General features: G+C 73.3%; 18 protein-coding genes and 1 pseudogene. 10 read left to right on the top strand and 9 right to left on the bottom strand.

Annotation, left to right across the window (positions count from 1 at the left end; all coding sequences use genetic code 11):
* Window positions 1-57: 57 nt before the first annotated feature.
* Together ACFU97_RS32565 and ACFU97_RS32560 are read right to left on the bottom strand one after the other, a co-directional pair.
* Window positions 58-825: a glycerophosphodiester phosphodiesterase gene (locus ACFU97_RS32565; protein ID WP_384263981.1), complete on the bottom strand. Its 768-nt coding sequence runs from the start codon at window positions 823-825 to the stop codon at window positions 58-60.
* Complete coding sequence (locus ACFU97_RS32560) at window positions 822-1,475, bottom strand: YitT family protein (protein WP_384263980.1); 654 nt, start codon at window positions 1,473-1,475, stop codon at window positions 822-824. The genes ACFU97_RS32565 and ACFU97_RS32560 overlap by 4 nt, the downstream gene beginning before the upstream one ends.
* Window positions 1,476-1,574: 99 nt before the next feature.
* On the opposite strand from ACFU97_RS32560, the gene ACFU97_RS32555 reads away from it, so the two are divergent.
* Window positions 1,575-3,083 (top strand): PLP-dependent aminotransferase family protein, encoded by a 1,509-nt coding sequence (locus tag ACFU97_RS32555; RefSeq protein WP_384263979.1) that lies wholly within the window; start codon window positions 1,575-1,577, stop codon window positions 3,081-3,083.
* Between the two features lie 38 nt (window positions 3,084-3,121).
* Here the strand turns inward: ACFU97_RS32555 and ACFU97_RS32550 are convergent, their stop codons facing one another.
* The gene (locus ACFU97_RS32550) at window positions 3,122-4,813 is read right to left on the bottom strand and encodes a hypothetical protein (RefSeq protein WP_384263977.1); all 1,692 of its coding nucleotides are present in this window, start codon (window positions 4,811-4,813) and stop codon (window positions 3,122-3,124) included.
* Between the two features lie 40 nt (window positions 4,814-4,853).
* Window positions 4,854-5,048 carry a hypothetical protein gene (locus ACFU97_RS32545; RefSeq protein ID WP_016434155.1) on the bottom strand — a complete coding sequence of 65 codons (195 nt, stop codon included), beginning with the start codon at window positions 5,046-5,048 and terminating at the stop codon, window positions 4,854-4,856.
* A 260-nt stretch (window positions 5,049-5,308) separates the two neighbouring features.
* Between ACFU97_RS32545 and ACFU97_RS32540 the strand changes: the two genes are divergently transcribed.
* The 5 genes from ACFU97_RS32540 to ACFU97_RS32520 all read left to right on the top strand — a co-directional run bounded on the left by ACFU97_RS32540 (window position 5,309) and on the right by ACFU97_RS32520 (window position 10,784).
* On the top strand, window positions 5,309-5,701 hold the full coding sequence (locus ACFU97_RS32540; RefSeq protein ID WP_384263976.1) for an ankyrin repeat domain-containing protein: 393 nt from the start codon (window positions 5,309-5,311) through the stop codon (window positions 5,699-5,701).
* Between the two features lie 300 nt (window positions 5,702-6,001).
* Window positions 6,002-7,420 (top strand): HEAT repeat domain-containing protein, encoded by a 1,419-nt coding sequence (locus tag ACFU97_RS32535; protein ID WP_384263975.1) that lies wholly within the window; start codon window positions 6,002-6,004, stop codon window positions 7,418-7,420.
* A gap of 186 nt (window positions 7,421-7,606) precedes the next feature.
* Window positions 7,607-8,752 carry a glycosyltransferase family 4 protein gene (locus ACFU97_RS32530; protein ID WP_384263974.1) on the top strand — a complete coding sequence of 382 codons (1,146 nt, stop codon included), beginning with the start codon at window positions 7,607-7,609 and terminating at the stop codon, window positions 8,750-8,752.
* A complete protein-coding gene (locus ACFU97_RS32525; RefSeq protein ID WP_384263972.1) occupies window positions 8,749-9,939 on the top strand; it encodes a glycosyltransferase in 1,191 nt (396 codons plus the stop codon). Before ACFU97_RS32530 ends, ACFU97_RS32525 begins: the two co-directional genes overlap by 4 nt.
* A complete protein-coding gene (locus ACFU97_RS32520) occupies window positions 9,936-10,784 on the top strand; it encodes an SGNH/GDSL hydrolase family protein (protein ID WP_384263971.1) in 849 nt (282 codons plus the stop codon). Before ACFU97_RS32525 ends, ACFU97_RS32520 begins: the two co-directional genes overlap by 4 nt.
* Window positions 10,785-10,894: 110 nt before the next feature.
* Here the strand turns inward: ACFU97_RS32520 and ACFU97_RS32515 are convergent, their stop codons facing one another.
* Genes ACFU97_RS32515 through ACFU97_RS32495 form a run of 5 tightly spaced genes read right to left on the bottom strand, consistent with a single transcriptional unit; the run spans window position 10,895 to window position 15,274 of the window.
* Entirely contained in the window at window positions 10,895-11,773 is an 879-nt protein-coding gene (locus tag ACFU97_RS32515; RefSeq protein ID WP_384263970.1) for a biotin-dependent carboxyltransferase family protein, read from the bottom strand.
* The gene (locus ACFU97_RS32510; RefSeq protein WP_384263968.1) at window positions 11,770-12,387 is read right to left on the bottom strand and encodes an allophanate hydrolase subunit 1; all 618 of its coding nucleotides are present in this window, start codon (window positions 12,385-12,387) and stop codon (window positions 11,770-11,772) included. The genes ACFU97_RS32515 and ACFU97_RS32510 overlap by 4 nt, the downstream gene beginning before the upstream one ends.
* Entirely contained in the window at window positions 12,384-13,142 is a 759-nt protein-coding gene (locus tag ACFU97_RS32505) for a LamB/YcsF family protein (RefSeq protein WP_384263967.1), read from the bottom strand. Before ACFU97_RS32505 ends, ACFU97_RS32510 begins: the two co-directional genes overlap by 4 nt.
* Window positions 13,143-13,160: 18 nt before the next feature.
* A complete protein-coding gene (locus ACFU97_RS32500; RefSeq protein ID WP_384263965.1) occupies window positions 13,161-13,982 on the bottom strand; it encodes a putative hydro-lyase in 822 nt (273 codons plus the stop codon).
* Window positions 13,979-15,274 (bottom strand): MFS transporter, encoded by a 1,296-nt coding sequence (locus ACFU97_RS32495; protein ID WP_384263963.1) that lies wholly within the window; start codon window positions 15,272-15,274, stop codon window positions 13,979-13,981. The genes ACFU97_RS32500 and ACFU97_RS32495 overlap by 4 nt, the downstream gene beginning before the upstream one ends.
* 196 nt (window positions 15,275-15,470) lie before the next feature.
* Between ACFU97_RS32495 and ACFU97_RS32490 the strand changes: the two genes are divergently transcribed.
* The 4 genes and pseudogenes from ACFU97_RS32490 to ACFU97_RS32475 all read left to right on the top strand — a co-directional run.
* The gene (locus tag ACFU97_RS32490) at window positions 15,471-16,175 is read left to right on the top strand and encodes a GntR family transcriptional regulator (protein WP_384263962.1); all 705 of its coding nucleotides are present in this window, start codon (window positions 15,471-15,473) and stop codon (window positions 16,173-16,175) included.
* 81 nt (window positions 16,176-16,256) lie between these two features.
* On the top strand, window positions 16,257-17,783 hold the full coding sequence (locus ACFU97_RS32485) for a hypothetical protein (protein ID WP_384263960.1): 1,527 nt from the start codon (window positions 16,257-16,259) through the stop codon (window positions 17,781-17,783).
* A 52-nt stretch (window positions 17,784-17,835) separates the two neighbouring features.
* On the top strand, window positions 17,836-18,723 hold the full coding sequence (locus ACFU97_RS32480) for a hypothetical protein (protein ID WP_384263959.1): 888 nt from the start codon (window positions 17,836-17,838) through the stop codon (window positions 18,721-18,723).
* 37 nt (window positions 18,724-18,760) lie between these two features.
* A pseudogene (locus tag ACFU97_RS32475) lies at window positions 18,761-19,539 on the top strand (hypothetical protein); the annotation flags it as partial.

Here is a 19,539-nt window from a genome sequence, read left to right as displayed (position 1 = left end):
TGCCCTCGCTTCCCCGATGAGGTGCTGTGCGAAGGATCGGGGAGGCGCGCCGGGTGCTCAGACCCAGACGCCGCGTTCTTCCATGACCTTGCGCAACGTGTCGATGTGATCGGTCATGATGCCATCCACGCCCAGGTCCAGGAGCCGGTGCATATGATCGGGTTCGTTGATGGTCCACACGTGCACCTGGAGCCCGCGCGCGTGGGCGGTGCGCACGAAGCGCCGGTCGACGACCACGATCCCGGACTGCGCCTCGGGCACCTGGGCGGCGACCGCGGAGGTGCGCAGCGCGGCCGGGACGCCCCAGGAGCGAAGCCGCAGGTTGAGCACGCCACGCGTGCCGTACGACGTGGCGAGCCGCGGACCCGCCAGCCGCTGGGCGCGCATCACCCGCGCCTCGGAGAACGAGCCCACACAGACCCGGTCCCACGCGCGCGTGCGCTCGATCAGGTCCAGGAAGGGGTGCAGCGAGGACTCCGCCTTGAGGTCGACGTTCCAGCGCACCTCGGGGAAGGTCTCCAGCAACTCCTCGAACAGCGGCACCGGTTCCCTGCCCGCCACGCGCGCCTGGCTCACCGTCCTCCACGGCAGGTCCGCTATGCGCCCCGCGCCGTCGGTCACCCGGTCCAGGCTCACGTCGTGGAAGGCGACCAGCTTGCCGTCCGCCGTGGTGTGGACGTCGGTCTCGATGTAGCGGTAGCCCGCCTCGACCGCCCGCCGGAACTGCAGTGCCGTGTTCTCCAGGCCGTCGGCCGCCCCGCCCCGGTGGGCGAAGGCGATCGGGCCGGGATGGTCGAGGTAGGGGTGGCGTATCCGCGAGGTCACGGACGCAGTATCGCTCCCCGCGGTTGCCCCGCGGCAACGACCGTGCTGCCGCCGGATGCCGAGGGGACGTCGAACACCCGCAGGAAGAGCTGGGCGAGCGGGCCGATGGAGACCGCGTACAGGACCGTGCCGACGCCGACGGTGCCGCCCAGGGCGAAGCCGGTCGCGACCACCGCCACCTCGACCGCCGTCCGCATCAGGCGGATCGAACGGCCGGTGCGCCGGTGCAGGCCGGTCATCAGTCCGTCGCGCGGGCCCGGCCCGAAGCGGGCGGAGATGTAGAGCCCGGTGGCCACGCCGTTGAGCAGGATGCCGGCCAGCAGGAGCGGGATCCGTACGGCCAGGGAGTGCACCTCCGGGACGACGGCGAGCGTGCCGTCCATGGCGAGGCCGACCACGAAGACGTTGGAGACCGTGCCGAGGCCCGGGCGCTGGCGCAGCGGGATCCACAGGAGCAGCACCGCCGCGCCCACCACGATCGACACGACGCCGATGGTGAGACCGGTCAGCTCGGACAGGCCCTGGTGCAGGACGTTCCAGGGCTCCAGGCCCAGGCCCGCCTCGACCAGGAGCGCGGAACTGGCTCCGTACAGCACCAGGCCGACGTACAGCTGGATCAACCGCCGCCCGAGACGGCCCTTCGTGGACAAGAGATACCCCCAGTGGTCGTAGTGGCCTGGCTCATGTCACCCTGTGGCTTGGGTGGAAGTGTCATCCAGGGCCAATTCGGGGAAGGTGGACTGATTTCCATGGCGCAGTGGACCTCGGCGATGGGTGCGGCGCAGCTGGCCAGGCTGCTCAACTCCCAGCAGGACCGGCCGGCCGGGCCCGGCACGCGCCGCCCGCCCGCCTACCGGGCGCTCGCCGACGGCATCCGGCTGCTGGTGCTGGAGGGACGCGTCCCCGTGGCCGCGCGCCTGCCCGCCGAACGCGAGCTGGCTCTCGCCCTCTCCGTCAGCCGTACGACCGTCGCGGCCGCCTACGAGGCGCTGCGCACCGAGGGCTTCCTGGAGTCCCGGCGCGGCGCCGGCAGCTGGACCGCCGTGCCGGCCGGGAACCCGCTGCCCGCGCGCGGGCTGGAGCCGCTCCCGCCGGAGGCCCTGGGCTCGATGATCGACCTGGGCTGCGCCGCCCTTCCCGCGCCCGAGCCGTGGCTGACCCGCGCCGTCCAGGGCGCCCTGGAGGAACTGCCGCCGTACGCCCACACGCACGGCGACTACCCGGCCGGGCTGCCCGCGCTGCGCTCGATGATCGCCGACCGGTACACCGCGCGCGGGATCCCCACGATGCCCGAACAGATCATGGTGACCACGGGCGCCATGGGCGCCATCGACGCGATCTGCCACCTCTTCGCGGGCCGCGGCGAGCGCGTCGCGGTGGAGTCGCCGTCGTACGCCAACATCCTCCAGCTGATGCGGGAGGCGGGTGCGCGGCTGGTGCCCGTGGCGATGGCCGAGGGGCTGACCGGCTGGGACCTGGACCGGTGGCGGCAGGTGCTGCGGGACGCCGCGCCCCGGATCGCGTACATCGTCGCCGACTTCCACAATCCGACCGGCGCGCTCGCCGACGACGGCCAGCGGCGGCAGCTGGTCGAGGCGGCCCGCTCGGCCGGGACGGTGCTGATCGCCGACGAGACGATGAGCGAGCTGTGGCTGGACGAGGACCTTCATCAGGGGGTGATGCCGCGGCCCGTGTGCGCCTTCGACCCGGCCGGGTCCAGCGTCATCACCGTCGGCTCGGCCAGCAAGGCCTTCTGGGCGGGCATGCGCATCGGCTGGGTGCGCGCGGCGCCCGACGTGATCCGCAGCCTGGTCGCCGCGCGCGCGTACGCCGATCTGGGCACCCCGGTGCTGGAACAGCTCGCCGTGAACTGGCTGTTCAGCACGGGCGGCTGGGAGCAGGCCGTCGAGGTGCGGCGCGGTCAGGCCCGGGAGAACCGGGACGCGCTGATCACCGCGGTGCGCCGGGAGCTGCCCGACTGGGAGTTCGAGGTGCCCAGGGGCGGACTGACCCTGTGGGTACGCACCGGTGGCCTGTCCGGCTCGCGGCTCGCCGAGGTGGGGGAGCGGGTCGGGGTGCGGGTGCCTTCGGGGCCGCGCTTCGGGGTGGACGGTGCCTTCGAGGGATACGTACGGCTGCCGTTCACGGTCGGAGGCGCGGTCGCCGAGGAGGCGGCGGTGCGGCTGGCCGCGGCGGCGCGGCTGGTCGAGAGCGGGGCGTCGGGGGGCGGCGAGACGCCGCGGACGTTCGTGGCGTAGCGGGCCGGGCCGGGCCGGTTGCGGACCGGCCCGGAGCCCTACGGCGCCTCTGCCGCCACGGCTTTCGCGGACTCGGCGGGCTCCTTCTCCATCGAGACGGGGTCCATGGAGACGGGCGGCGCCTCGACCGGCTCGGCCTCGACCGGGTCCGCGCCGAGGGGCTCGGCCTCGACGGGATCGGGGCCGGCCTGCCCGGAGTCCATCGGCTCCGCCTCGGCCGGCGTCGTCCGCGGCGGCAGCAGGGCCAGCACCGCCTCGCGGTCCGCCTCGCTCGTCTCGTCGTCGTACGGGTCCGGGGTCGAGGGGACCTGGAGCCGGTGCACGACGCCCGCGCCGAGGCGGGCGTAGCCGCGGCCCGGCGGGACGTCGACGGCCGGTGTCGTGGCCGGCAGGGCGCCGAGGACGCCCGCCAGCTGCTCGGCCGTGGCGGGGCCGAGGACGACACGCGCGCGTGTGTGCTGCCGTACGGCGTCGCTCAGTGCCTCCGCGTTGTCGAACTGGTCGGCCACCACGACCGTGACGTTCGCCGCGCGGCCGTGCCGGAGCGGGATCTGGAGCAGAGACTGCGGGTCCTTGCGGCCGTCCGCGGCGGCGAGGTGGGCGAAGGCGCTCGGCCGGTCGAGCAGGATCCACAGGGGACGCTTGGTGTCCTCCGGCGGCGGGTGGCCGGCCTGGCGAGCGCGGTTGGCGGACAGGAGCCGGCGCTCCGTCTCGTTGGTGGCCCACTCCAGGGTCGCGAGCGCCCCGGCCAGACCGCACTCGACGGCCAGCACGCCCTTACGGCCGGTCAGGCACGTGTACTCGCCGGTGCCGCCCTCGATGATCACCACGTCGCCGTGCTGCAGCGCCTGGAGGGCGATGCAGCGCAGCAGGGACGTGGTGCCGCTGCCCGGCTGGCCCATGACCAGCAGGTGCGGCTCGGTGGAGCGCACGCCGGTGCGCCAGACGACCGGTGGGACGTCGCGCTGCTCCTCGCCGTGGGTGAGCGGGAGCGTGCGCCGGACCTGGGTGGGATCGGTGAAGCCGAGGACCGTCTCGCCCGGCGCCGTGACGAATCGCTGGGCGGCGATGTCGGTGGGCAGCGGCGGCAGGACCGTGACGGTGAGCCGGTTGCCCTCCTCGTCCCAGCCGAAGTGGTATTCGCGGCCGCGGCCCGACTTGGCGTGCAGCAGCTGCTCGATGCGGGTACGGGAGTCGATCTCGCCGTCGGTGAAGTAGGCCGGGTAGCGGATCACGAGGTGGGTGATGCGGCCCGAGCCGTCGAACTCGTACGCCGGGAACGCCTTCTCCCACTCGCCGCCGTGGGCGTAGAGGGGGGAGGGGTCACCGGCGAGCGAGAAGTACGGGACCAGGGCCTCGTACAGCGACCGCAGGCGCTCGGACTGGGACTCGTCGGGCCCTTCGGGCTCCGCCGGACCGCGCTGCTCCCTGCCGTGCCATGCTGCCGCCGCCATCAGGGAGATGACGGCGAGCAGCGGGCCGTAGGGCATCAGTGCCACGACCAGGACCACCGAGGCCACCAGGAACAGCAGCGGCCCGCGCCGGTCCTGGGGCGTGTCGGCCCACTTGCGCCGGCCGGCGGCTGCCAGCCGGCGCAGACCGCGGGTGATCGAGATCAGCGGGTGGAGGACGTCGGTGGCGCTGTCGGCCGCGGTCCGGGCCAGCTCCCGGCCCCGGGCGATCTGCGCGCTGCCTGTGCTCAGGATGCGAGGAAGGGGGCGCCGGGCCACAGATGTCTCCTGTTGGTGCGTACGGGCGGGACGGGCGGCGTCAGAACTTGATGCCGCCGAGGAGGCTCGCGAGGCTCTCGCCGCCGGCCTTGATGCTCGGGGCGATGGCCGTACTCGCGAGATAGAAGCCGAAGAGGGCCGAGACCAGGGCGTGGGACGCCTTCAGCCCGTCCTTGCGGAAGAAGAGGAAGACGATGATGCCGAGCAGGACCACGCCGGAGATGGACAAGATCATTTCAGTTCTCCTGGTTCACGGGGACAGTCACCATGAGTACTTCCAGGATCACAGGATGTATCCATACTATAAAAGGTGCAATTGGGTGAATTCCGGTGTTTTTCCCTCGAATGGCCGTGCTGTCCTGCACGGGCCGAGGCGATTTCGTGCATTCGGTCGGTTCTGTGCTGATCCTTACCTCTTGTGAAGCGGCTCATGTGCCGCCGGAGCCAGTACCCTGGCGATTCACCTGAACGGTTGTACGGAAGGCGGTCCTGCCGATGAGTGAAGCCCTCGACCCCGAGGTCGTGGAGCTGGCGACCAAGATCTTCGATCTGGCCAGGCAGGGACGGACCGAGGAGCTCGTGGCGTACGTGGACGCGGGCGTTCCGGCCAACCTCACCAACGACCGCGGGGACTCGCTCGTGATGCTCGCCGCGTACCACGGGCACGCCGACGCGGTGCGGGCGCTGCTCGACCGCGGCGCGGAGGGCGACCGGATCAACGACCGGGGCCAGACCCCGCTCGCCGGGGCCGTCTTCAAGGGTGAGACGGAAGTGATCAAAGCCCTCCTGGAGGGTGGTGCCGATCCGGCCGCGGGCACCCCGTCGGCCGTGGACACGGCACGCATGTTCGGCAAGGCTGAACTGCTCGACTTGTTCGGCGCACACTGATCCGCATGTTCTGACCAGCGAAAACACGAGAAACGGGGGAGGCGGTACGGGGCCGCCGAAATTTCGGTCGCGGCAGGCCGAAGTGCCGGGTCATCATGACGTCGTGATTCACGGACGCGATGGCTGGGCAGGTGTTGCCGCACCGCGCGGTCCGTGATCGGTCCGTGAGGGCCACTGACGAGAGGCAGAGGAAGATGGTCTACAGCAAGCAAGAGACGGCGGGCGCCCCGACGTTGTGTCACGCGGCCAGGTAATGCGTGCTCCCCGGTTGCGTCGACGCTTGATGTGAGGCTGTTTCCCATGTTCGATCCGGTCATAGCGCCCAGCGGAACCCTGCTCGGCCTCCTGCAGAGGGGGCGTGGCGACGGCACGCTGCACGCACTCACCGCACCGCGCGCCGAGGCGCTCGCGGCACTGAACCACTGTGTGCTCCGCGACCCCCGCCACGACTGGCAGGTGGAGAACCGCTCCCTCTACTACGCCCGTCTCTACCTCGACCTCAACGGCGAGCTGGACGAGATCGAGGCGCACCTCTTCGACGTCGAGGACGCCTTCGACACCGAGGAGTCCCGCACCGGCCTGGCCCTCGCGGTCCTCGGCCATCTGGCCTCCTACGGCAGGCTGGACGCGCTGGCACTGCTGCGCAGGTACGCGGCCTCCGGCACCAACTGGGCCTGGGCCCTGGACGAGCTGGCCCTCAGGGACGACGACGCGGGGCTGCGCGCCCTCGCCGCCCCGGTGCTGGCCCGTTTCGCCACCGACGCCGAGGGCGAGGCCGAACTGGCCGCCGTCGTGCGCGACTCCTTCGAACCCCGGCCCTGGCGGCTGTGGGCCGAGGATCCGCGCGAATCGATCGCCACGCGCGTGCGTGCCGCTCGGGAGACCGGCTGCTTCGACCGCTGGCAGCGGCAGATGCGACCTACCGGGCCCCGTCCGGGGTGGAGCGTGCAGGCCGTGTTCGAGTGGGCCCAGCAGGGCGTCGAACGCGGTGCCGCGCTGCACGTCCCGGCCGCCCGCTGCCTCACGGCCGTGGCCGGCCCCGAGGACCGGCCCGAGATCGTGCGGGCCGCCAAGGACGGCAGCGACGGAGCCCGCTGCACCGCACTGCGCTACCTCGCCGACGGCAATGATCCCGACGCCCTCGATCTGATCGAGGCGGCCGTGGTGACGGGCTCGCCCGCCGTGGTGGAGGCCGCCGTGGACGCCTTCGAACGGATGCGGAGCGTCGCCGCCGTCGAACGGGCCCGCGGCTGGGCCCGCCGGCCGGACGCCCTGGGCGCCGCCGCCGGCCGCATGCTCTCCTGTCGCGGCGGAGTCGAGGACCGGGACCTGGTCCTCGCCGCACTGCGCGAAGCCGTACGGGGCGAGGGGCCGGACGCTCCGACCCTGTGGACCCTCGTCGACGGCACCGGACGGCTCGGCATCGTCTGCGCCGCCCCCGTCCTGCGCCACATCTACCGCGAGACGGCCTCGTCCCATCTGCGCGGCCGGGCTGCCCGCGCCCTGGCCGCCACCGATCCCTCCTTCCCGGCCGGCTTCGCCGTCGAGTGCCTCTGGGACTGCGAGGAGACCACCCGGGAGATCGCCGCCCGGTACGCCGAGACCGGCGACGCCCGCGTCGTCGAGCAGCTCCGCCGGCTGGCCGCCGATCCGGCCGAGGAGGCCGAGGTGCAGACAGCCGTACGAAGCCGGATCGCACCCGACGAACCCGTGGTGTGAGCCGGTCCCGCACGGATCGTCCGGGCGGCGGCACGGCCGCCGGATGAACAGCGGATGACCCGCGGGTCAGGCGGTCATGGACACGGCCTGACCTGCTCGGGTGTGCGGAGGAACGCTCACGGGACGTTCCTCGTCCGGAAAGATCCACGTTGACGCGGCCACGTCCGGTGCGGCGAGAACACCGGTATGCGTGTCGTCATCGTGACCGAATCCTTTCCCCCCGACGTGAACGGCGTGGCCCACTGCGCGCTCCAGACCGCCCGGCACCTCGTAGATCGCGGTCACCTCCCGCTCGTCGTCGCTCCGGCCTGCACCGCTCTCGCCGGCCGGGCCGGAACCGGGCCCGACGCCCAGGCGCCGTGCCCCGTCGTCCGTGTCCCCTCCCTTCCGCTCCCGGGCTATCCCCAGGTCCGTGTCGCCCTGCCCAGCCGCCGCCTCGCCGCGGCCGTCGCCGAGCACCGGGCCGACGTCGTGCACCTGGCCAGCCCCTTCGTCCTCGGTGTCCGCGGCATGGCCGTCGCGGCCCGGCTCGGCGTGCCGGCCGTCGCCGTCTACCAGACGGACCTCGCCGGCTACGCCCGTACCTACATGGGCGCCGGCGAGGCCGCGGCCTGGCGGCGCATCCGCTCCGTCCACTCCGCCGCCGACCTCACCCTCGCCCCCTCCAGCGCCTCGATGCGCGACCTGGAGACCCACGACGTGCCCAGGGTCAAACTGTGGCCCCGCGGCGTGGACACCGTCCGGTTCCGCCCCGAGTTGCGCGACGAGGCCCTGCGCCGCGAACTCGCCCCGAACGGCGAGGTGATCGTCGGATACGTCGGCCGGCTCGCCCCCGAGAAGCACATCGAGCTCCTGGCCGGTGTCTGCGGCCTCGACGGCGTGAAGGTCGTGATCGTGGGCGACGGCCCGAGCGGGCCGAGCCTCGCCGAGGCGCTGCCGGGCGCGGTCTTCCTCGGCCGGCGCACCGGCGACGAACTCGCCCGGATCTACGCCTCCCTCGACGTGTTCGCGCACACCGGGCCCTTCGAGACCTTCTGCCAGACCGTGCAGGAGGCCATGGCCAGCGGCGTCCCGGTGGTGGCTCCCGCCGTCGGCGGCCCGCTCGACCTGGTCGTCCAGGGGCGCACCGGCCTGCTGGTGCCGCCGCGCGACGCCGACGCCGTACGGGACGCCGTGCTGTCCCTGGTGACAGACCCGGCCCGGCGGGCCGCCTTCGGCGACACCGCGCGGGCCACCGTCGAGGGCCGCACCTGGGCGGCCGTCGGCGACCAGCTCATCGGGCACTACGCGGACGTCCTCGCCGCGCGCAGGAAGACGGCGGTGGCGGCATGAACTCGCTCCGGATCGTGCGCCTGGCGAACTTCGTCGCCCCCGCGTCCGGCGGTCTGCGCACCGCCCTGCGCGAGCTCGGCAAGGGCTTCCGGGAGGCCGGACACGAACCCGTGCTGATCGTGCCCGGCGAGCGTGCCGACGACCGCGAGACCGAACAGGGGCGCGTCATCACCCTGCCCGGGCCGCTGCTGCCCGGCACCGGCGGGTACCGGGTGCTCACCGACAAGCGGCGTGTGGCCCGCCTCCTGGAGGAGCTGGCCCCCGACCGCCTCGAGGTCTCGGACCGGACGACCCTGCGGTGGACCGGCCGGTGGGCGCGGCGGGCCCGGGTCCCCGCCGTGATGGTCTCCCACGAGACCGCCGACGGCGTGCTGCGGACCTGGGGAGTGCCGGAGGGGGCGGCCCGGCGCGCCGCCGACGCCCTCAACGTCCGTACCGCGCACACGTACGCGCGCGTGGTGTGCACCACCGAGTTCGCCGAGCGCGAGTTCGTGCGGATCGGAGCCCGCAACGTCGTACGCGCCCCCCTCGGCGTCGACCTGGTGGAGCGGCACCCGGCGCTGCGGGACCCGGGACTGCGCGCACTGTACGCGCGCGAGGACGAGGCGCTGATCGTCACCTGCACCCGGCTGTCCGTGGAGAAGCGGCCCGGCACCGCGCTGGACGCCCTGGAGTCGCTGCGGCGGCGGGGCAGGCGGGCGGTGCTCGTGGTGGCCGGGGACGGACCGCTGCGCCCGCGGCTCGAACAGCGCGCGCGGGAGCGCGGGTTGCCGGTCACCTTCCTCGGGCACGTCTCCGACCGCGCCGCGCTGGGCGCCCTCCAGGCCTCCGCCGACGTGTGCCTGGCGCCCGGCCCTGCCGAGACGTTCGGACTGGCCGCCCTGGAGGCGATGGCCTGCGGCACGCCCGTGGTGGTCAGCACCTCCTCCGCGCTGCCCGAGGTGATCGGGTCGGCGGGAGCCGTGGCGGCGGACCACGGGGACGCCTTCGCGGACGCCGTCGACATCCTGCTCGGCCTGCCCGAGCGGGAGCGGCGGCGGACCGCACGCGCACGCGCCGAGTGCTTCGGGTGGAACACGGCCGTGGACGCGTTCCTCGCTGCGCACGACGCGACGGTACCGGTGCGTCCCTCCGCGCACGACGCGACGGTGCCGGTGCGTCCCTCCGTGCCCGGGAGCGTGGCATGAGACCGCTGCGGTTCGTCTCCCTCGGGGACTCGCTGACCGAGGGCGTGGGCGATCCCGTCGGGGACGGGTGGCGCGGCTGGGCGGCGCTGCTCGCCGGCGGGCTGGCCGCGGACTCCGTCGAGTTCACCAACCTCGCGGTGAGCGGCGCGCAGACCCGCGAGGTGCTGGAGGTCCAGACGCCGGCCGGTCTCGCACTGGAGCCGGACATCGCGTCGGTGGTCATCGGCGTCAACGACACCCTGCGCTGCACCTTCGACATCCGCGCCGTCGCCGAACGCCTCGACCAGGTCTACGCCGCCTTCACCGGGCAGGGCGCGACCCTGCTCACCGCCTGTCTGCCCGACCCCGGTTCGATGCTCGGGCTCCCGGGCTCGCTGGCCCGTCCGCTGGCCCGGCGGCAGCGGGCGGTCAACCGGGTGGTCCACGCGCTCTCCGACCGCTACGGGGCCGTCCATCTGCACGCGGCCGAGGCCGACTGGATCACGGACCGCGCGATGTGGAGCGCGGACCGGCTGCATCCGGGGGAGCGGGGGCACCGCCAACTGGCGGTGCGCTTCCACTCGTTGCTGCGGGAGGCCGACCGGGCGGCCGGTGCGCCTCCCTCGCCCGAACCGGAGTTCCCGGCGCCCACCACGTCGGCGAGCCTGCTGTGGCTGGCCACGGCGGGGACCGCGTGGGTCGCGCGGCGCTGCACGGACCTGCTGCCCCAGCTGCTGCGGCTCGCGGCGGACGAGATGGGGCATCGGGCGCGGGGGACGAGTGCGCGGCTGGACGTGCGGGCGGCTGCCGCCGTGTCCGCCGCGTTGGCTGCGGTGTCGGTTGTCGAGCAGCCTGATGCGGTCTAGTTCTCGCGGGGGAGGAGGCTTGATTGCTCGGTGCGGGTGCCTTGTGGCTGGTCGCGCGGTTCCTCGCGCCCCTAAGGGAGTTGGCGGTTGCGTGGCTTCACGAAGCGCCCCTAGGGGAGTTGGCGGCTGCGTGCGTTGACGAAGCGGACCGGTGTGCCCGGTGCTGCCTGGGCCGTTGCCGCCAGGTCTTGAGGGTGGACGACCGCGATCACCGGGTAGCCGCCGGTGGTCGGGTGGTCCGCCAGGAAGACGACCGGACGGCCGTCCGGAGGGACCTGGACCGCGCCCAGGACCATGCCCTCGCTGGGGAGTTCGCCCGGGAGGGCGCGGTCCAGGGCGGGGCCCTCGGTGCGCAGGCCGATGCGGTTGCTCGCGGAGGACACGCGGTACGGGCGGGACGTGAACGTGCGCAGCGCCTCGGGCGTGAACCAGTCGTGGCGCGGGCCCGGCGTCACCCGCAGGACCAGCTCGGCCGGCGGAGCCGGCTGCGGGGCGACGTCCACGCGCGTGTGGAGGTCCTCCGGCGTGCCCAGGGGGATCACCGTGCCGTCCGCGAGAGGCGGCGGGCCGAGGCCCGACAGGAGGTCCGTGGAACGGCTGCCGAGGACCGGTTCGACCGCGATGCCGCCGGCGACCGCCAGGTAGTCGCGGACCCCGGAGACGGCCGCTCCGACCTCCAGGAGCGCGCCGGCGGGCACGTGCACCGGCGCTCCCCAGGCGACCGGCCGTCCGTCGACCGTGACCGCGCAGGGGGCGCCCCCGACGGCCACCGTGACCGTCGAACGCGGCCGTACGGCACAGCCGTTGAGGGTGGTCTCCAGGACCGCCGCCCCGGGCGGGTTGCCCACGAGGCGGTTGACGAGCGCGGCGGCGGGGGAGTCGAGCGCGCCCGAGCGGGGCACGCCGAGGTGCGCGTGCCCGGGGCGGCCCCGGTCCTGCACGGTGGTCAGCGCCCCGGCCCGTACGACGACGAGCGCCCGGTCCGTCATGAGCCGTCCACCGGGACGAAGCGCACGCGCGTGCCGGGCGACAGCAGCGCGGCCGGCACGCGCGCGTGGTCCCACAGCACGGCGTCCGTGCGGCCGATCAGCCGCCAGCCGCCCGGCGACGAACGCGGGTACACGCCCGTGTACGGGCCCGCCAGAGCCACGGAACCCGGTGGGACGGCCGTGCGCGGAGTGGCCCGGCGCGGGACGTCGTAGCGCTGCGGAAGGCCCGTGAGGTAGCCGAAGCCGGGCGCGAACCCGCAGAAGGCGACGGTGAATTCGGTGCCCGCGTGGATGCGGGCCGCCTCCTGTGCGCTCACGCCCCAGTGCGCGGCGACCTCGGTCAGGTCCGGGCCGTCGTAGCGCACCGGGATGTCGATCGCCGCACGCGCGCGTGGGGGTGCCGGTGGTACCTCGGAGGCGGTCAGTTCGGAGGCCAGTCGGGCCGGGTCGTCGAGGCCGTCGAGCAGGACGGTGCGGGCCGCCGGGACGATCTCGTGCACGCTGAGCAGCCCTTGCGCGCGGCGGCGCAGCAGTTCCGCGTGCAGGGCCTGCGCCTCGTCCCCGCTGGACAGTTCGACGAGCAGGGCGCGGTCGCCCACGGGCAGCGCCCTCATGCGAAGGCCTCCACCCGGACTCCCGACTCCTGCAGGCGCCGCCGGACCAGCCGGGCCAGCTCCACGGCGCCCGGCGTGTCCCCGTGCAGGCACAGGGAACGCGCGCGTACGTCGACGGCGGCACCGCAGTGCGAGGTGACCGTGCCGAAGCGGGCCAGGCCCACCGAGCGCTCCACGACCGCCTCCGCATCGGTGACCACGGCGCCGTCGTGGCCGCGTGGCACGAGCGTGCCCTCCGCGGTGTAGGCGCGGTCCGCGAACGCCTCCGTGACGGCCGGGAGTCCGGCCTTGGCGGCCTGCTCCAGGAGCCGTGATCCGGGCAGGCCGAGCACGGGCAGCGCGGCGTCGGCGAGCCGCACCCCCTCCACGACCGCGCCGGCCTGCTCCTCGTCGTGCACGACGCGGTTGTAGAGCGCGCCGTGCGGCTTGACGTACGACACGCGCGTGCCCGCCGCGCGAGCGAAGACCTCCAGGGCGCCGATCTGGTACGCCACTTCGGCCGCGAGCTCCGCGGGCGGCACGTCCATCGAGCGCCGCCCGAACCCCGCCAGGTCCCGGTAGGAGACCTGGGCGCCGATCCGCACGCCGCACGCGGCCGCGAGCTCGCACACCCGCCGCATGGTGGCGGCGTCCCCGGCGTGGAAGCCGCAGGCCACGTTGGCACTGGTGACGACGGACAGCAGCTGCTCGTCGTCGGTCAGCCGCCAGCGGCCGAAGCCCTCGCCGAGGTCGGCGTTGAGATCGATCGACGTCATGGATCCTTCGGTCTCCTCTCAGGCCACGCGGTACTGCTCGTCGCGGGCGTCGGTCAGGAACATCTGGCCCGGTGCGTGGGTCAGGGCGAAGGGCGGCCGGGACGTCATCACCGCCGCCTGCGGGGTCACTCCGCAGGCCCAGAACACCGGGATGTCGTCCGGCTCGGCGTCCACCGGGTCGCCGAAGTCGGGCCGGCCGAGGTCCTCGATGCCGAGCGCCGAGGCCGGACCGCAGTGCACGGGGCTGCCGTGCACCGCCGGCAGCAGGCTGCTCTCCCGCAGCGCGGCCGACAGGTGCTCCGGCGGCACCGGCCGCATGGACACCACCAGCGGGCCGTGCAGCCGCCCCGCGGGGCGGCACTGGCGGCTGGTCACGTACATCGGGACGTTGCGGCCCTGCTCGATGTGGCGGATCGGGACGCCCGCCCCGGCCAGCGCCCACTCGAAGGTGAAGCTGCAGCCGATGAGGAACGAGACCAGGTCGTCGCGCCAGTACGCGCGCACGTCCGTGGGTTCGTCCACCAGCTCGCCGTTCTCCCAGACCCGGTAGCGCGGCAGGTCGGTGCGCAGATCCGCGCCGTCCGCGAGGACCGTGGTGAAGTCCCCGGCGTCCGTGACGTCCAGCACCGGGCAGGGCTTGGGATTGCGCTGGCAGAACAGCAGGGTGTCGTAGGCCCAGTCGGCGGGCACCGAGATCAGGTTGACCTGGGTGTGGCCGGCCGCGACCCCGGCGGTGGGCCCGGTGAGCCCGTCCCGGAAGCGGGCCCGGGCGGATGACGGGCTCCACGCGTGCGCGTGCTCCTCGACGACGGTCAGGGGGCGGTCTTCCGTACGGTTCACGCCAGTTCCTTCCCGCGCGTCTCCGGCAGCCCCAGCAGGGCCAGCGCCGCCACGCCGTAGCCGATCGCGCCGAACACCAGCGCACCGCCCACGCCCCAGCTGTCGGCGAGGAAGCCGACCGTGGTGGGGAAGACGGCGCCCACGGCGCGCCCGGTGTTGTAGGTGAAGCCCTGCCCCGTGCCGCGCACGGCCGTCGGGTAGAGCTCGCTCAGGTAGGAGCCGAAGCCGCTGAAGATCGCCGACATGCAGAACCCGAGCGGGAAACCGAGCACCAGGAGCAGCGCGTTGGCGCCCTGAGGGATGTTCGCGTACGCCAGGATGCACACGGCCGACAGCAGCGCGAACAGCCAGATGTTGCGTTTGCGGCCCAGCCGGTCGGTGAGGTAACCGCCGGTCAGATAGCCGAGGAAGGCGCCGGAGATCAGGAACGCCAGGTAGCCGCCGGTGCCGACGACCGACAGACCGCGATCGCTCTTCAGATACGTCGGCACCCAGGTGGCCAGCGTGTAGTAGCCGCCCTGGACACCGGTGGACAGCAGTCCGGCGAAGAGCGTGATGCGCAGCAGGCCGGGCCGGAAGATGGCCGCGAACGAGCCCTTGTGCGCGCTCTTCTCGCGTACGGCGGCCGCCTCGGGGGCGTCGTGCACACGGCGCCGCATCCAGATCACCAGCAGCGCGGGCAGCGCTCCGGTCCAGAACATGATGCGCCAGGCCAGGTCGTCGCCGGCGAAGGAGAAGACCACGGTGTAGACGACCGCGGCCAGCGCCCAGCCCACCGCCCACGAGCTCTGGACCGCACCGAGTGTGCGGCCGCGGTGCCGGGCGCTCGCGTACTCGGCGACCAGGATCGCGCCGACGGCCCACTCGCCGCCGAACCCGAGGCCCTGCAGGGCCCGGAAGACCAGCAGGGTCTCGTAGTTGGGCGCGAAGCCGCAGGCCACGGTGAAGACCGCGTAGGTGATCACCGTGATCATCAGCGCGCGGACCCGGCCGAACCGGTCGGCCACCACTCCGGCGAGGGCGCCACCGACGGCGGAGACCACGAGTGTGACGGTCGTGAGCAGGCCGGTCTGGCCGCTGTCCAGGCCGAAGTAGGCGGCCAGCGCGACCATCGTCAGGGGCAGCGTGAAGTAGTCGTACGAGTCCAGCGCATAGCCGCCGAACGCGCCGGCGAAGGCGCGGCGGCCGCGCGGCCCCAGGGCGCGCAGCCAGCCCAACGCGCCGTCTTCGAGGGCGCGTTCGTCCGCGCCGGTGGGTGTGCTCAGGGCCTGCGGTGAAGGGGTCGTGCTCATGTGCACCTCGCAGTGGGAGGACGGAGGGTGCTTGGGAGGTGAGCCGTGCCGTGCATGGGGGTGCCGTGGGGGGTGCCGTGCGTGAGCGGGCGGCGCCGAGGGGAGTCGGCGCCGTGGGAAGCAACGTAGAGGATCGTTCAACGATCCTTCAATACCCATGTTGTTTCGTTCTTGTGTCTGCGATTGAATTCCGGGCATGGCAGAGCAGTTGCACGGACTGGCCGACGATCGCGCTCTCCTGGGGCGCACCAGCACCGCCGAGCGTGTCTCGGACATCCTCAGAGGCCGTATCGCCGAGGGGTTCTTCCCGCCCGGGACCCGGCTGTCGGAGGACAGCATCGGCGGCGCGCTCGGGGTCTCGCGCAACACGCTGCGTGAGGCGTTCCGGCTGCTCACCCACGAACGCCTGCTCGTCCACGAGCTGAACCGGGGCGTCTTCGTCCGGGTCCTGACCGTCGAGGACGTCGAGGACATCTACCGCACCCGCCGGCTCGTCGAGTGCGCCGTCGTGCGCGGGCTCGGCGAGCCGCCGTACTCCCTCGAGGCGCTCGGCGCGGTCGTCGAGGAGGGGCAGCGGGCGGCGCGCGAAGGTGACTGGAAAGCGGTGGGTACCGCCAACATCCACTTCCACCGGGAACTGGTGGCGCTCGCCGGCAGCGCCCGCACCGACGAGCTGATGCGCAGCGTCTTCGCCGAACTCCGCCTCGCCTTCCACGTGGTGGACGACCCCAAGCGCCTCCACGAGCCCTACCTCGCCCGCAACCGCCAGATCCAGCAGGCCCTCCAGGCGGGGGACCGGGAAGCGGCCGAGAAGCTGCTGGCGGTCTACCTCGACGATTCGCTGGAACGCGTGGTCGACGTCTACCGCAGAAGGGTCGGGGAGGGCGACGCCCTTTCGTAGGGCGCGGCGGGCCACGGACGGCGCACACACGATTCACGCCCGTTTGGGCCGTTGTCAGACCGAGGACCTAGTCTGTGCACCGTGACTTCGCCTGCACCGACGGACAGCGTTCCGCCCCAGCTCAGCGCGGGGCCGCGCCCCGCGCCGGGCCCGGCCGCCGACGAGGGACTGGCGCGGCGCCTGCGCGCGCTCGCCTGCACCGCCCCACTGCACGACCTCGACACGCGCAAGGCCAACCTCGCAGGCGAGTACTCGGTCTACGGCATGGCGGAGGTGGCCCTCTCCGCCATCGACCTGGTCACGCTGAACATGGACTTCGACACGGGCGCCGACCACGACCAGATAGTCGCCCGCCTCATCCCGCGCATCGCCGCCCAGGCCCCGCGGCGGCCCGTCACCGAGCACGAGCGCGTGGCCCGCTGGGTCCTGGAGAACCTGATCAACGTCGGCAGCGTGGACCGCGGCTTCCGCGCCGTCTACGGCACGTTCACCACCGACGGCAGCTACGTCCGCCGCGACTACGACTTCAAACTGATCGAGGAGGTGCCCGGCCCCGGCGGCACCGTCTACCTCCGCACGACCGACGAGGCGGTCAACGTCCTGGTCGGCGCTCTGGACACGGACGTCACCAGCGCCCAGATCGCCGCCGAGGTGAAGCTGGAGGTCCTGATCAACCGGGGGAGGCTCGCCGACGCCCAGCTCGCGGCCGAGCAGGCCCGGTACCGCACGGTGCAGTACTCGGAGACGCTGCGCCGCGCCCTGGAGGCCACCCGGCGCAACGTCCGCGCGGTGGACTGGCTCAACGCCGTGCCGGACATGATCGCCGAGGCGCTGGACCACGTCGCCGACCGGTACCGCCACGAGAACGCGATCCTCACCAACATCCGCAAGGCACGCGACGAGACCGAGGACGCCGAGCACAAGCGGCGCGCGGCCGAGCTCGTCGACATCGTCAAGGACTGCATCCGCAGGCACACGCAGCTGCAGTCCCGGCTGCTGGAGGCCGGACCGCTGTTCCGCGCGGAACAGGACCGGCAGGCCTTCGCCACCCCCATGACCTCCTCGGGGATCGACCTCTACGGCCATCTCGTCGCCCCGATCCTGCCGCTGCCGCTGGAGCAGTCGGTGCGCGTCACGGACGCGTTCTTCGCGCGCGGGACCGGGCTGCGCACCCCGGTGTCGGTCCGGGTGACGGATCTCGTCGACATCCTGCTGACGCCTCCGGTGGAGCGGGAGCACCTGGGCGCGGAGATGCCCGAACCGGACCTCATCGCCACCCCGGACGACAGCCGTTTCAGCGAGGAGCAGCTGGCCGCGGCGACCGAGCTGCTCGATCTCCCGGCGGACGCGCCCCGCAGACTCTCCGGCCTGCTGGCCGAGGCGCGGCGCATCGACCCCGATCTGCCCTACCTGGTGGCCCTGCTGGCCGTCCACGCGGCCAGCCCGCCCGTGGGCACGGCCTACCGGCAGGGCGAGGAGAAGCTGCTGTTCGCCGTCGACGACGGGACGGAGCTGGACGACCCCGAGTTCGGCGGCGCCGACCTGATCGTGGGAACGGCCCTGCTGGACGCGGCGGGGATGGCGGCCGACAGGACGGAGGCGGCGTGAGCGGACCCGGGCAGCGTACGGACCAGTGTGAGAGCAGCAAGGAGCGACAGCCGTGACCGAGCACGTCGAGTGGAGTGAGCCGGAGACCGGTGCGGTACCGGTCAGCGCCGCCGTCACGCCCGCCGACGCCGCCGACGCCGCGCGGCTCGTCGCGTTCGGCTTGCAGCCCAAGCTGCAGCCGGCGCGCGACCAGGAGTACGCCGAACTGCTGCGCCGCTACCGCGAGGACCCGCCGTTCGCGCGGCTCGCGGACGCGGTGGCCACCGGCCTCGGGCTCGTGGTCCTGGAGGTGTCCCCGCGCGCGGGGATGGCCGTGACGGCCGCCGAGGACTCGGTGTTCGCCGTCCGCATGAGCGACTACGCGCGCCGTACGTCCGCCGACGGCGGCGACCGCTTCCTGCACGGCCTGGCCCATCTCGCCGTCGCCGCCATGGCGTTCCCGCGCCCCGAGGACCTCGCCGACGACGGCTACATCGGCCGCGTGACGGTCAACGGCGTCGACGCCTTCGTACGGCAGGCCTGCCGCCGTCTGGAGGAGCGCGCCGCCGAGCACGGCGACAACACCGACCCGGCCACCGACGCGCCCGGCCTGGAGGCCGCGTGGCGGATCTGGATCAGACGCAGCGCCACGGGCGCCACCAAGGACGCGCGCAGACTCGCCGGTTCGACCACCGGCATCGTCGGCAAGGCCGCCGCGTTCCTGACCGACTCCGGCTTCCTGCAGCGCATCGGCGACGACAACGGCGGTACGTACCGGACCACGACGCGTTATCAGCTCCAGGTGCGGGACATGGCGGGCAGCGCCGCGATGGCCGAGCTGCTGGAGCTGGGCGTGGTCCCGGTGACCGACGGTACGCCGACGCTGGTGCCCGCCGAGGACACCGAAGAGGTGGAGCTGGCGGCCGACGCCGGACTGCCGTTCCACTCGTCCCGCTCCTGAACTCCCCCTTCCTGCCGAAGACTTACGAGAGTCCGCCATGTACGAGCTGTCCCGGGTCCGCCTCTACTCCATCGGTCCCGCCGGTGCGCGCTACGCCGACACCGTGCTTGACCTGCGCGGCGTCGGGGAGCCCGTGCCCGCCCCAGCGCCCACCCAGGCGGAGTTCTTCGAGGAGGAGCCGGTCGGCCCGCCGCGCCGCCCCGCGCCCGCCGGCGTGCTCTTCCTGGAGAACGGCGGGGGCAAGTCCGTGCTGCTGAAGCTGATCTTCTCCGTGATGCTGCCGGGCCACCGCAACACCCTCGGCGGCGCCAGCTCCGGCGTGCTGCGCAAGTTCCTGCTCGCCGACGACTGCGGGCACGTCGCCCTGGAGTGGCAGCACACGCTCACCGGCGAATGCGTCGTCGTCGGCAAGGCCAGCGAGTGGCGCGGGCGGCAGGTCTCCAACGACCCGCGGAAGTTCGCCGAGGCCTGGTACTCCTTCCGGCCCGGGCCGGGGCTCTCGCTGGACAACCTGCCCGTGGCCGAGTCGACCGCCGTGCGGCCGGTCGTCGAGGGGCAGTCGGGCGCACAGGGCCGCCGCCGCACCATGAAGGGCTTCCGGGACGCCCTCACCGAGGCGGGCAAGGCGTATCCCCATCTGGAGGTGCACTGGGAGGAGATCCACGACCGTTGGATCGAGCACCTCGGCGACCTCGGTCTTGACCCCGAACTCTTCCGCTACCAGCGGGAGATGAACGCCGACGAAGGTGAGGCGGCCGGCCTCTTCGCGGTCAAGAAGGACTCCGACTTCACCGATCTGCTGCTGCGCGCGGTGAC

Origin of the sequence: Streptomyces sp. NPDC057616, from assembly GCF_042800575.1 — a bacterium.
GTDB lineage: Bacteria > Actinomycetota > Actinomycetes > Streptomycetales > Streptomycetaceae > Streptomyces.
The sequence above is the reverse complement of the archived record's forward strand: the minus strand, read 5'-3'. Positions and strand labels throughout refer to the sequence as shown.